This is a genomic window from Ramlibacter albus, assembly GCF_014297445.1.
Classification (GTDB): Bacteria; Pseudomonadota; Gammaproteobacteria; order Burkholderiales; family Burkholderiaceae_C; genus Ramlibacter; species Ramlibacter albus.
Window position 1 is genome coordinate 505,354 of the sequence record NZ_JACORU010000002.1, and the last position, 12,132, is coordinate 517,485.

Consider the following 12,132-nt stretch of genomic DNA (forward strand, 5'->3'; position numbering starts at 1 on the left):
ATGGACCCCGGGTCAAGCCCGGGGTGACGCGGCGGCTCAGGGCTTCGGCTTGGTCTCGATCAGCTTCACCAGCGCCCACAACACGCGATTCGCGGGGGTCGGGATGCCCAGCGCCTCGCCGCGCTTGACGATCAGGCCATTGAGGTAGTCGATCTCGCTCGGCTTGCCACGCGCAAGGTCCTGCGCGGTGGAGGAGTACTGCCCCGGCATCGTCTCCATGATGGCGCGGATGGCGGCGTCGGGGTCGCCGGCCAGCGTGACGCCCTCCGCCCTGGCAACGGCCTTGCACTCGTCGACCACGTCGCGCATGACGTCGAGGATACCGACGCCCTTGACGTTCTCGCCGTACGGCCGCTGCGCGATGGCGGAGACCGCGTTGTACGCGCAATTGAGGATCAGCTTCACCCACAGCGCGCCGCGCACGTTGTCGGAAACCTGCGTCGGCACCTTGGCGTCGTTGAGCGCCTGGGCGAATTCGGTGCTGCGCGCCGACGGCTCGATCATCAGCTCGCCGCGGCCATGGTGCTTGAGGTGGCCGGGGCCGGCCATCTCGGTGCCGACGTACACGACGGCGGCGGCGACGGCGTGGTCCGGCAGCACGGTGCGCAAGCGGTCGGCGTTGTCCACGCCGTTCTGCAGGCACAGCACCAGCGTGTCCGGCCGCAGGTGCGGCCTGAGCTGGCGGCCGGCTTCCTCGGTGTCCATCGACTTCACGCAGAAGAGCACGACGTCCGCACCTTTCGCGCCTTGCGCATCCGGCACTGCCTTCAGGCGAACGTATTCATCGAAGGTGCGCGTCTCCATCCGCAGCCCGTCGCGGCTGATCGCCTCCACGTGCTGCGGTCGCGCGACCAGCGTCACGTCATGCCCCGCCCGCGCGAGCATGCCGCCGAAGTAGCAGCCGACCGCGCCCGCACCCATCACCGCGACTTGCAATTTGTTCATGGATTTCATTTTGGCATCGCCATAATGCCCCGCATGGCCTACGTGGACTTGTCGCACGATGCCGCCGCCATGCGGCACATCTTCCTGGCGCTGGGGCTGGCCGCCCCGGCCGAGGACGTGCACGCCACGGCGCTGGCCGGCGGCGTCTCCTCCGGCATCTACCGTGTGGACCTGCGCTCGGGCAGCTACTGCGTCAAGCAGGCGCTGCCGAAGCTGAAGGTGGCCAAGGAGTGGCTCGTGCCGGTGGAACGCGTGTTCTCCGAGATCGCTTACCTCAAGGCCGTGGACGCCATCGCGCCCGGCCACGTGCCGCGCGTCCTGGGGCAGGACGAGGCGAGCAAGAGCTTCGTGATGGAGTTCCTCGGCCCCGAGTACCGCAACTGGAAGGCGGACCTGCTTGCGGGCCGCGTCGACCCCAACGTTGCCGCGCAAGTGGGTGCGCTGCTCGGCCGCGTGCACGCCGCGACTGCGGACGACCCGGACGTCGCGCGGCGCTTTGCGACCGATGCGAATTTCCACGCGATCCGCCTCGAGCCCTACCTGCTCGAGACCGCGAAGGCCCACCCTGCGCTCGCTGACAAGCTGGCGCAGCTGGTGCATCGCACCGCCGAGACGCGGCGCGTTCTCGTGCACGGGGACGTCAGCCCCAAGAACATCCTGCTCGGGCCGAACGGCCCGGTGCTGCTGGACGCGGAATGCGCATGGTTCGGCGACCCGGCGTTCGACGTGGCGTTCTGCCTGAACCACTTCGTGCTCAAGGCCGTGCACGTGCCCGAGCTCGCCAGCGTGCTGCTGGAGTCCTTCGACGCCTTCGTGGACGCGTACCTGCTGCACGTGGACTGGGAGCCGCAGAACGCGCTGGAGCGCCGCGTTGGCTCTCTGCTCCCGGCGCTGACGCTCGCTCGCGTGGACGGCAAGTCGCCGGTGGAATACCTCGCCGAGGACCGCCGCGAGCGCGTGCGCAACGGCGCCATCCCCATCATCGTGTTCCCGCTGCACTCGCCGCACGAGGTGGCGTCGCACTGGCGCAAGGAACTGGCCGGATGAAGATCGCGCAGGTTGCGGCCCGCCGGGTCTGGGATTCGCGTGGGCGTCCCACGGTGGAAGTGGAAGTCACCAACGAAGACGGCACGCATGGGATCGGCATCGCGCCGGCGGGCGCGTCGCGCGGCACGCGCGAGGCGGTGGAGTTGCGCGATGGCGGGGCGCGGTTCGGTGGCCTCGACGTGCAGCAGGCGCTGGCCGCCGTGTCGCGCGAGATCGCGCCGCTGCTGGCGGGGCGCGACGTGCGGGACCAGGCCGGCATCGACGCGGCGCTGGTGGCGCTGGATGGCACGCCGAACAAATCGCGGCTGGGTGGCAATACGCTGATCGCCACGTCGATGGCGGTGCTGCATGCGGCCGCGGCTTGCGCACGCATGCCGCTGTGGCGCTACCTTGCCGGTGCGGACGAGGCCGTGCTGCCGGTTCCGCAGATCCAGGTCTTCGGCGGCGGCGCGCACGCCGGGCGGCGCGTCGACGTGCAGGACTTCATGGTCATCGCCAATGGCGCCACGTCGTTCCAGCAGGCGCTGGAGATGACGGCGGAGGTGTACCGCTGCGCGGGCGAACTGATGCGGGAGCGCGGTTCGCTCGCGGGCGTGGCCGACGAAGGCGGCTGGTGGCCCGCGTTCACGCGCAACGAGGAGGCGCTGGATGCGCTCGTCGAGTCCATCGAACGCGCGAAGCTGGTGCCGGGCCGCGACGTGTCGATCGCACTCGACATCGCGTCTTCCGAATTCGGACACGGCGGGCGCTACAAGCTGGCGCTGGAGGACGTGGAGCTGGACTCCGATGCGCTGTGCGAGAAACTCGTGCGGTGGGTGGAGAAGTACCCCATCGTGTCCATCGAAGACCCGCTGGCCGAGGACGACGAAGACGGCCTCGTGAAGTTCACGCGTGCCGTGGGCGGCCGCGTTCAAGTCGTCGGCGACGATTACCTCGTGACGAACGCCTCGCGCGTTTCGCACGCGGCTGCGGTGGGCGCCTGCAACTGCGTGCTGGTCAAGCCGAACCAGGCGGGGACGATCACCGAGACGCGTGCGGCGCTCGATGCCGCTCGCGCCGCAGGTTACCGCGCGATCGTCTCCGCGCGTTCCGGCGAGACCGAGGATGTGACGATCGTGCACCTCGCCACCGGCTGGAATGCGGGGCAGCTCAAGGTGGGCTCGTTCGCGCGTTCCGAGCGCATGGCGAAGTGGAACGAAGGCGTGCGGCTGGAGGCCCGCGACGGGTTGAGGTTCGGAGGCTGGCAATGGTGATCGACGTTGCGCCCCTTTGGGATTTCTCCAAGCCGGAGGTGAGCGAACAGCGCTTCCGCGATGCGCTCGCTACCGCGCAAGGCGACGACGTGCTCGTCCTGCAGACGCAGATCGCGCGCACGTACGGCATCCGCAAGGACTTCGTTCGCGCGCGCGAGGTGCTGCGTGTCATCGAGCCCGCCATCGCTCGCTCCGGGCCCGAGGCGCAGGCCCGCTATTGGCTGGAGCTGGGCCGCACCTGGTCGTCCGCGACGCACCCGAAGGAGTCGCAGACGCCGGAAGCGGTGGCGACGGCGCGCGCGGCTTTCCAGAAGTCGCTGGACATCGCCCGCGCCGGCGCGCTCGACGCGCTCGCGATCGACGCGATCCACATGTTCGCCTTCCTCGACACGGCACCGGCTGACCAGCTGAAGTGGGGCCGCGAGGCGCTCGCCGTCGTGCTCGCCTCGCAGCAGCCCGCGGCGCAGCGGTGGCAGGCTTCGGTGCGCAACAACATCGGCTACGCCTTGCACCAGCTGGGCCGCTACGACGAAGCGCTCGCCGAGTTCCGCCAGGCGCTTGCCCTGCGCGAACAGTCCGGCAATGCGCGTTCGATCCGCGTCGCCAGGTGGATGGTCGCGTGGACCCTGCGCGCGCTGAAGCGCGACGACGAGGCCCTCGCGATGCAGCTCGCCCTGGAGCGCGAGAACGCGGCCGCTGGCGAGCCGGACGAGTATGTGTTCGAGGAGCTGGCGCATCTCTACCGGGCCAAGGGCGACGAGGCGCGCGCCGCTTACTATTCCGGCCTGCACAAGGCACGAGCAAAGCAATGAACTACTGGCTGATGAAGTCCGAACCCGACGAGGTGTCCATCGACGACGCGCTCGCGGCGCCGAAGAAGACGGTGCCGTGGACCGGCGTGCGCAACTACCAGGCGCGCAACTTCATGCGCGACCAGATGCGGGTGGGCGACGGCGTGCTGTTCTACCACTCGAGCTGCCCGGAGCCCGGCATCGCGGGGATCGCGAAGGTCGCGTCCACGCCCTACCCCGACCCCACCCAGTTCGACAGGAAGTCCAAGTACTACGACGCGAAGGCGACGAAGGAAGAGCCGCGCTGGATGCTCGTGGATGTGCAGATCGTGAAGAAGATTCCGCTGGTCTCCCTCGCCCAAATGCGCGAACGACCGGAGCTGGAAGACATGCTCGTGCTCAAGCGTGGCAACCGGCTCTCGATCACGCCTGTCGAGCCCAGGCATTGGAAGGCCATCGAGAAATTGTTGAGCCGAAGCGGCTGACGTCGACGTAGGCCGCGCACTGACGCCGCGGCCGTGCTTGCCTGACGAAGATAAGACGATCTTCGAACAGGAGCACGAATGAACAAGCTGATATTGGGCCCGCTGCTCGGCGCCATCCTCGGCCGCCGCATGGGTGGCGGTGCCCTGGGGCGCGCGGGGCTGGGCGGCCGCGGCGCCATCGTCGCGATGCTGCTGCCCTACGCCATGCAATGGATCCAGCGCAACGGCGGCGTGGGCGCGGTCCTCAAGCGCTTCCAGGAAAAGGGCTACTCGCGCCAGACCGCGTCGTGGGTCGCGACCGGCGACAACGAGGTGATCGACGAGCGCGCCGTCGAGGAAGTGATCGGCCAGAACGAGCTCACGCGGCTGTCGCAGCAACTCGGCGTGCCGGAGCAGGAAGTGAAGCAGGACCTCGCGGCCGCACTGCCCGAGATCGTCAACCAGCTCACCCCCCAGGGCCTGCTCGGCGACGACGCCGACCGCATGCTCGGCGACAGCCTGCCTGCCATCGAACAGGAGGTGCAGCAGGCACGCCTCGAACAGCAACAACACTGAACAACCAAGGAGAACACCGCATGAGCATCCTCGGCCGCATCTTCGACAAGATCCTGCATCGCAACACGCAGGCCGCGCAGCCGTCGGCCCCGCAGGCCGGCGCAACGCAGACGCCCAGCGCGCCCCAGCCGCAGGCGCAGGCCCAGACGAGCCCCGCCATGGGCGCCGGGGCCGCCACAATGCAGCGTGTCGACATCGAGAAGGTGCTCGACGACATGGCGCAGAAGAACCCGCAGAAACTCAACTGGCGCACCTCCATCGTCGACCTGATGAAGCTGGTCGGCATGGAGTCGAGCCTTGCCGAGCGCAAGGAGCTCGCCGACGAGCTGGGCTACACCGGCGACAAGGGCGACAGCGCCGCGATGAACATCTGGCTGCACAAGCAGGTGATGAAGAAGCTCGAGGAAAACGGCGGCAAGGTGCCTGCTTCCTTGATGGACTGACCCACGAACCAAAGGAGAGTGAAATGAGCGACAAGAATCCTTCCAACCGCGACCCCATCACCGGTGAACCCGGTGCCCATCCCGGCGGCGTCGCCGGCGGCGCGGCCGCGGGCGCGGCGGCCGGTGCGGCCATCGGCTCCGTGGCGGGCCCGGTGGGCACGGTGGTTGGCGGTGCGGCCGGCGCGGTCGCCGGCGGCCTGGGCGGCAAGCACGCGGCCGAACGCGTGAACCCCACCGCCGAAGACAGCTACTGGCGCGACAACTACACGAAGGACCCCAGCTACAAGAAGGACTACACCTTCGACGACTACGCCCCCGCCTACCGCACCGGCTACACGGAGTGGGAACGCGCCCGCGCATCGGGCGAGACGTGGGACAAGCGCGAGCCGAGCATGCGCAACGAGTGGGACCGCGTGAAGGGCAAGTCGCGCCTGAGTTGGGAAGAAGCCAAGGGCGCAGCGCGCGCCGGCTGGGACCGCGTGGAGCGGGCGATGCCGGGTGACTTCGACAAGGACGGGAAGTAAGCCGCAGCGCGCCAACGAAAAAGCCGCCTTGAAGGCGGCTTTTTTTACTGCCCGTCGGAAGAAATCTCTTCCGGCTCGGGCCTCGGCTTGCCCTCTTTCTTGGGCAGCGGCTGGATGTCCAGCAGCACCTCGTCCTTGTCGTCGAGGTCCACCGTCAGGCGCCCGCCTTCGGTCAGGCGACCGAACAGCAGCTCGTCGGCCAGCGCACGACGGATCGTGTCCTGGATCAGGCGCTGCATCGGGCGCGCACCCATCATCGGGTCGAAGCCCTTCACGGCAAGGTGCTTGCGCAGCTTGTCGGTGAAGGTGACCTCCACCTTCTTCTCGGCCAGCTGCGTCTCCAGCTGCAGCAGGAACTTGTCGACCACGCGCAGGATGATCTGCTCGTCCAGCGCCTTGAACGACACGATGGCGTCGAGGCGGTTGCGGAACTCGGGCGTGAACAGCCGCTTGATGTCGGCCATCTCGTCGCCCTGCTCGCGCGCCGTGGTGAAGCCGATGACGGCCTTGTTCAGGCTCTCGGCGCCCGCGTTCGTGGTCATGATGATGATCACGTTGCGGAAGTCCGCCTTGCGCCCGTTGTTGTCCGTCAGCGTGCCGTGGTCCATCACCTGCAGCAGCACGTTGAAGATGTCCGGGTGCGCCTTCTCGATCTCGTCGAGCAGCAGCACCGCGTGCGGCTTCTTGGTGATGGCCTCGGTGAGCAGGCCGCCCTGGTCGAAGCCCACGTAGCCCGGGGGCGCGCCGATCAGGCGGCTCACGGCATGGCGCTCCATGTACTCCGACATGTCGAAGCGGATCAGGTCGATGCCCATGATGTAGGCCAGCTGCTTGGCCGCTTCCGTCTTGCCGACGCCCGTGGGGCCGGAGAACAGGAAGCTGCCGATCGGCTTGTCGGCCTTGCCCAGGCCCGAGCGCGCCATCTTCACCGAGGCGGCGAGCACTTCGAGCGCCTTGTCCTGGCCGAACACCACGCTCTTCAAGTCACGCTCGAGGTTGGCGAGCTTGCCGCGGTCGTCGTTGCTCACGCTCGCGGGCGGGATGCGCGCGATCTTCGCGACGATCTCCTCCACCTCGGCCTTGGAGATGGTCTTCTTGCGCTTGCCCGCGGGCAGGATGCGCTGCGCCGCGCCGGCCTCGTCGATGACGTCGATGGCCTTGTCGGGCAGGTGGCGGTCGTTGATGTACTTGGCGCTCAGCTCCGCGGCCGCCTGCAGGGCGGTGGCCGCGTACTTGACGCTGTGGTGCTCCTCGAAGCGGCTCTTCAGGCCCTTGAGGATTTCCACCGTCTGCTCGATCGTCGGCTCCACCACGTCCACCTTCTGGAAGCGACGGGACAGCGCCGCGTCCTTCTCGAAGATGCCGCGGTACTCGGTGAACGTCGTCGCGCCGATGCACTTGAGCGAACCCTGCGACAGGGCCGGCTTGAGCAGGTTGGACGCGTCCAGCGTGCCGCCCGACGCGGCGCCCGCGCCGATCAGCGTGTGGATCTCGTCGATGAACAGGATGGCGTTCGGCTTGTCCTTCAGCGCGCGCAGCACGCCCTTGAGGCGCTGCTCGAAATCGCCGCGGTACTTGGTGCCGGCCAGCAGCGCGCCCATGTCGAGGCTGTACACCTGCGACTCCGCGAGGATCTCCGGCACGTCCTTCTGCACGATGCGCCAGGCCAGGCCTTCCGCAATCGCCGTCTTGCCCACGCCGGCCTCACCCACGAGCAGCGGGTTGTTCTTGCGGCGGCGGCACAGGATCTGGATCACGCGCTCGACCTCGTACTCGCGGCCGATGAGCGGGTCGATCTTGCCGTCCTTGGCGGACTGGTTGAGGTTCTGCGTGAACTGCTCGAGGGGCGAGGCCTTCTCGTTCTTCTCGCCGCCTTCTTCCTGCTCGCCGCCCTGGCTTTCGCCGCCCTTGGCGGGCTCGGGCGGGTCGCTCTTCTTGATGCCGTGCGCGATGTAGTTCACGACGTCAAGCCGCGTCACGCCCTGCTGGTGCAGGTAGTAGACGGCGTGCGAGTCCTTCTCGCCGAAGATGGCCACGAGCACGTTGGCTCCCGTCACTTCCTTCTTGCCGTTGCCCGTGCTCTGCACGTGCATGATGGCGCGCTGGATCACGCGCTGGAAACCCAGCGTGGGCTGGGTGTCCACGTCGTCGGTGCCGGCGACCTGCGGGGTGTTGTCCTTGATGAAATTGGACAGCGACTTGCGCAGGTCGTCGATGTTGGCGCTGCATGCACGCAGCACCTCGGCCGCGCTGGGATTGTCCAGCAGGGCCAGCAACAGATGCTCCACCGTGATGAATTCGTGGCGCTGCTGACGCGCTTCCACGAACGCCATGTGGAGGCTGACTTCCAGTTCCTGGGCAATCATCTGAATTCCTTCTGCCTTTGCTGCTTCAAAACTTTACTGCTTCCTTCGAGCCCCGTTTACTCCACCGGTTCACTCAAACACTGCAAGGGGTGCCCCGCCTGCCGGGCGGCGTCCTGCACCTGGTGCACTTTCGTGGCCGCCACGTCCTTGGAATAGACGCCGCAAACCCCTTTTCCGTCAAGGTGGATCTTGAGCATGATCTGCGTGGCCGTCTCCTTGTCCTTGTTGAAGAACTCCTGGATCACCACCACGACGAACTCCATCGGGGTGTAGTCGTCATTGAGCATGACGACCTGGTACATCTGGGGGGGTTTGGTCTTCTGGAGCTGCTTCTCGGCGACCACGGACCCGCCGTCGTCCTCCATCGGCTTGCCTTTCGGTGCGACCGGTGGGGGTGTGGGTGTCTGACTGGCCATGAAAATCATTCTAGCTAGCTGGATTTGGAGCCACATGCGCCACATTCAAGCAACCCCATTTTTCGCCACACCGCCCGCCGCGCGCGCGAGCAATGAATCCGTTCGTCTATCGGCCGTTTCCCGTAAGTGAAAATGTTGACAGCGCCGTGCCCGATACGGGACACTACCTAATAGGTTTGAGGGAACTATAGGGGCGAGAAAGAAATGGCCACCGGTACAGTGAAATGGTTCAACGATGCCAAGGGGTTCGGCTTCATCGAGCCCGACGGCGGCGGATCGGATGTGTTCGCGCATTTCAGCGCGATCGCGATGGACGGGTTCAAGACGCTCAAGCAGGGCTCGCGCGTCACCTTCGACATCATGCAGGGCCCGAAGGGCCAGCTGGCACAGAACATCGTGGCCGAGCCGGGTGAAATCAAGACCCGCGACGCCGGCGTCGAACGCCCGCCGCGCCAGCCCAAGGTGCGTGCCCCGCAGTTCCACGCGATCGGGCACTCGGACTACAAATAACCAGCCTTTCCTCGAACCAACGAAAAAGCCGCCCTCGGGCGGCTTTTTCACTGGATGTGCGGCTTTCGCCTTACATGTTCTCGATCATCACCTGGCCGAAGCCCGAGCAGCTGACCTGCGTGGCCCCTTCCATCAGGCGCGCGAAGTCGTAGGTCACCTTCTTGCTGAGGATGGCCTTCTCCATGGAGCTGATGATCAGGTCCGCGGCTTCCTTCCAGCCCATGTGGCGCAGCATCATCTCGGCCGAGAGGATCTCGGAGCCGGGGTTGACGTAGTCCTTGCCGGCGTACTTGGGCGCCGTGCCGTGCGTGGCTTCGAACATCGCGACCGTGTCGCTCAGGTTGGCGCCGGGGGCGATGCCGATGCCGCCCACCTGCGCGGCCAGCGCGTCGGAGATGTAGTCGCCGTTGAGGTTGAGCGTGGCGATCACGCTGTACTCGGCCGGGCGCAGCAGGATCTGCTGCAGGAAGGCGTCGGCGATCACGTCCTTGACGATGATGTCCTTGCCGGTCTTCGGGTTCTTGAACTTGCACCACGGGCCGCCGTCGATCTCGACCGCGCCGAACTCCTTCTTGGCGAGCTCGTAGCCCCAGTCACGGAAGCCACCCTCGGTGAACTTCATGATGTTGCCCTTGTGCACGAGCGTGACGCTGGGCTTGTCGTTGTCGATGGCGTACTGGAAGGCCTTGCGCACCAGGCGCGTGGTGCCCTCGACCGACACCGGCTTGATGCCGATGGCCGACGTGGCGGGGAAGCGGATCTTCTTGACGCCCATCTCCTTGACGAGGAAGTCGACGACCTTCTTGGCCTTGTCGGTGTTGGCTTCGTACTCGATGCCGGCGTAGATGTCCTCGGAGTTCTCGCGGAAGATGACCATGTTGGTCTTCTCCGGCTCCTTCACCGGCGAGGGCACGCCCTTGAAGTACTGGATGGGGCGCAGGCACACGTAGAGGTCCAGCTCCTGGCGCAGCGCCACGTTCAGCGAGCGGATGCCGCCGCCCACGGGGGTGGTCAGCGGGCCCTTGATCGAGACGACGTACTCGCGCGCGACCTGCAGGGTCTCGTCGGGCAGCCACACGTCCGGGCCGTACACCTTGGTGGACTTCTCGCCAGCGTAGATCTCCATCCAGTGGATCTTGCGCTTGCCGCCGTACGACTTGGCCACGGCCGCGTCCACGACCTTCAGCATCACCGGGGTGATGTCCATGCCGGTGCCGTCGCCCTCGATGTAGGGGATGATGGGCTCGTCGGGCACGTTCAGGGACGTGTCGGCGTTGACGGTGATCTTCTGGCCCTGGCTGGGCACCTTGATGTGCTGGTACATGGAGTTGGCGTGTCTCTTCGGGGGTAAACCCGGGGATTCTAGCCGCGAAACTGTCTGGCACCTTGCGCAAACACAGGCTTGTCAACCGGATGAGCTGGCCGCGCGTTGGCGTCAGGGCCTGCCGATGTGCGGCAGGCGTTTTTTCGAAAAAACATTGACCTCACACCTGAAGGAAAACGTCATGACCAAGCTCCTCGCCACCCTCGTCGCCGCCCTGTTCGCCGGCTCCGTGTTCGCCGCCTCGCACGCCGGCGGTGCCATGCCCGCCGCTTCCGGCGCCAAGCCTGCCGCGTCCGCCGCCTCCGGCGCCAAGAAGGAAGCCAAGGAAGCCAAGGCCGAAGCCAAGGAAGCGAAGAAGGACGCCAAGGAAGCCAAGAAGGAAGCCAAGGAAGCGAAGAAGGAAGCGAAGGAAGCCAAGGCCGAAGCCAAGGACGCCAAGAAGGACGCCAAGGCCGCCAAGAAGGACGAGAAGAAGGAAGAAGCCAAGAAGTAATCTTCTTCGGCAACCCCGCAAAGCCCGCCCCGCGCGGGCTTTCGTGTTTTTGGCGGGGCTGTCAACCTGCCGGCCGGGCGGCCCGTTACGGATGAGCCCTCGGCCTGCCTGGGGGGAGTACTCAAACGGTTTTCACTTTCGAAAGGACCTTCCGTCATGACCAAGCTGCTCGCCGCCCTCGTGGCCACCCTGTTCGCCGGCGCTACCTTCGCCGCTTCCCACGCCGGCGGCGCCATGCCTGCCGCTTCGGGCGCCAAGGCGGAAGCCAAGGCCGAGAAGAAGGCCGAGAAGAAGATGGAAAAGAAGGAAAAGAAGGCCAAGAAGGCCAAGGCCAAGGCCAGCGCCGAAAAGAAGTGATCGGCTGACGCCGGTTGCCGATGCCCGCCTCGTGCGGGCATTTTTGTTGGCACACACACAATAGCGCGCATGAAAGCAGCATTCGCCCTCGCCGCCGCCCTGTTCGTGGCGGCCGCATCCGCCCAGTCGCCGCAGGTGAACCTGCCCCGCGTCAAGCTCTCCGCGGGCATGCACCAGATCGATGCCCAGGTGGCCAGCGCCCCCGACGAGCGCGCCACCGGCCTCATGTTCCGCAAGGAGATGCCGCAGCACGAGGGCATGCTCTTCGTGTTCGAGCAGCCGTCGCAGCAGTGCTTCTGGATGAAGAACACGTTGCTGCCGCTGTCCATCGCCTTCGTCGCCGACGACGGGCGCATCGTCAACATCGACGAGATGGCACCGCAGACGCTGGAGTCGCACTGCTCCACCGAGCCCGTGCGCTACGTGCTCGAGATGAACAAGGGGTGGTTTGCCAAGAAGGGGATCAAGGCGGGGGCACGCCTTGCCGGCCCGCCCTTTCGAAAGTAGGCACAGCCGATAGGGGGCGGAACGCGCGGGCCGTGGCGGCCACGAACGGGTTGTCGAATGACAGGAGACAGCCTTGGACGTGAAGTCGCCCACTCTCGTGACCATGCACATCCGGC

At 66.5% G+C, this 12,132-nt stretch carries 15 protein-coding genes; 11 read left to right on the forward strand and 4 right to left on the reverse strand.

What is annotated here, in order from left to right; translation table 11 throughout:
* Nucleotides 1–36: 36 nt before the first annotated feature.
* Nucleotides 37–936 carry a ketopantoate reductase family protein gene (locus tag H8R02_RS09115; protein ID WP_187081125.1) on the reverse strand — a complete coding sequence of 300 codons (900 nt, stop codon included), beginning with the start codon at nt 934–936 and terminating at the stop codon, nt 37–39.
* Nucleotides 937–978: 42 nt separating this feature from the next.
* On the opposite strand from H8R02_RS09115, the gene H8R02_RS09120 reads away from it, so the two are divergent.
* The 7 genes from H8R02_RS09120 to H8R02_RS09150 all read left to right on the forward strand — a co-directional run bounded on the left by H8R02_RS09120 (nt 979) and on the right by H8R02_RS09150 (nt 6,043).
* Nucleotides 979–1,992, forward strand: a complete 1,014-nt coding sequence (locus tag H8R02_RS09120) for a phosphotransferase (RefSeq protein WP_255429235.1) — start codon at nt 979–981, stop codon at nt 1,990–1,992.
* A complete protein-coding gene (eno, locus tag H8R02_RS09125; RefSeq protein ID WP_187081066.1) occupies nt 1,989–3,245 on the forward strand; it encodes a phosphopyruvate hydratase in 1,257 nt (418 codons plus the stop codon). Before H8R02_RS09120 ends, eno begins: the two co-directional genes overlap by 4 nt.
* Nucleotides 3,239–4,057 (forward strand): tetratricopeptide repeat protein, encoded by an 819-nt coding sequence (locus H8R02_RS09130; RefSeq protein ID WP_187081067.1) that lies wholly within the window; start codon nt 3,239–3,241, stop codon nt 4,055–4,057. The genes eno and H8R02_RS09130 overlap by 7 nt, the downstream gene beginning before the upstream one ends.
* On the forward strand, nt 4,054–4,521 hold the full coding sequence (locus H8R02_RS09135; RefSeq protein WP_187081068.1) for an EVE domain-containing protein: 468 nt from the start codon (nt 4,054–4,056) through the stop codon (nt 4,519–4,521). The genes H8R02_RS09130 and H8R02_RS09135 overlap by 4 nt, the downstream gene beginning before the upstream one ends.
* 78 nt (nt 4,522–4,599) lie before the next feature.
* Nucleotides 4,600–5,076, forward strand: a complete 477-nt coding sequence (locus H8R02_RS09140) for a YidB family protein (protein ID WP_187081069.1) — start codon at nt 4,600–4,602, stop codon at nt 5,074–5,076.
* A gap of 20 nt (nt 5,077–5,096) precedes the next feature.
* On the forward strand, nt 5,097–5,519 hold the full coding sequence (locus tag H8R02_RS09145; protein ID WP_187081070.1) for a DUF3597 domain-containing protein: 423 nt from the start codon (nt 5,097–5,099) through the stop codon (nt 5,517–5,519).
* 23 nt (nt 5,520–5,542) lie between these two features.
* Nucleotides 5,543–6,043, forward strand: a complete 501-nt coding sequence (locus H8R02_RS09150) for a glycine zipper domain-containing protein (protein WP_187081071.1) — start codon at nt 5,543–5,545, stop codon at nt 6,041–6,043.
* 44 nt (nt 6,044–6,087) lie between these two features.
* Here H8R02_RS09150 and clpA read toward each other — a convergent pair whose 3' ends face one another.
* Nucleotides 6,088–8,409 carry an ATP-dependent Clp protease ATP-binding subunit ClpA gene (gene clpA / locus H8R02_RS09155; protein ID WP_187081072.1) on the reverse strand — a complete coding sequence of 774 codons (2,322 nt, stop codon included), beginning with the start codon at nt 8,407–8,409 and terminating at the stop codon, nt 6,088–6,090.
* A gap of 56 nt (nt 8,410–8,465) precedes the next feature.
* Complete coding sequence (clpS, locus tag H8R02_RS09160) at nt 8,466–8,834, reverse strand: ATP-dependent Clp protease adapter ClpS (protein WP_187081127.1); 369 nt, start codon at nt 8,832–8,834, stop codon at nt 8,466–8,468.
* Nucleotides 8,835–9,029: 195 nt separating this feature from the next.
* On the opposite strand from clpS, the gene H8R02_RS30715 reads away from it, so the two are divergent.
* Entirely contained in the window at nt 9,030–9,335 is a 306-nt protein-coding gene (locus H8R02_RS30715; RefSeq protein WP_187081073.1) for a cold-shock protein, read from the forward strand.
* Between the two features lie 70 nt (nt 9,336–9,405).
* On the opposite strand, the gene icd is transcribed toward H8R02_RS30715, so the two are convergent.
* Nucleotides 9,406–10,659, reverse strand: coding sequence for an NADP-dependent isocitrate dehydrogenase (gene icd / locus H8R02_RS09170; protein WP_187081074.1), 1,254 nt, complete (start codon nt 10,657–10,659; stop codon nt 9,406–9,408).
* Between the two features lie 181 nt (nt 10,660–10,840).
* Between icd and H8R02_RS09175 the strand changes: the two genes are divergently transcribed.
* The 3 genes from H8R02_RS09175 to H8R02_RS09185 all read left to right on the forward strand — a co-directional run bounded on the left by H8R02_RS09175 (nt 10,841) and on the right by H8R02_RS09185 (nt 12,016).
* Nucleotides 10,841–11,152: a cell envelope biogenesis protein TolA gene (locus H8R02_RS09175; RefSeq protein ID WP_187081075.1), complete on the forward strand. Its 312-nt coding sequence runs from the start codon at nt 10,841–10,843 to the stop codon at nt 11,150–11,152.
* 156 nt (nt 11,153–11,308) lie between these two features.
* Nucleotides 11,309–11,509, forward strand: a complete 201-nt coding sequence (locus tag H8R02_RS09180) for a hypothetical protein (protein WP_187081076.1) — start codon at nt 11,309–11,311, stop codon at nt 11,507–11,509.
* A 69-nt stretch (nt 11,510–11,578) separates the two neighbouring features.
* Complete coding sequence (locus H8R02_RS09185; protein ID WP_187081077.1) at nt 11,579–12,016, forward strand: DUF192 domain-containing protein; 438 nt, start codon at nt 11,579–11,581, stop codon at nt 12,014–12,016.
* The last annotated feature ends 116 nt before the right edge of the window (nt 12,017–12,132 follow it).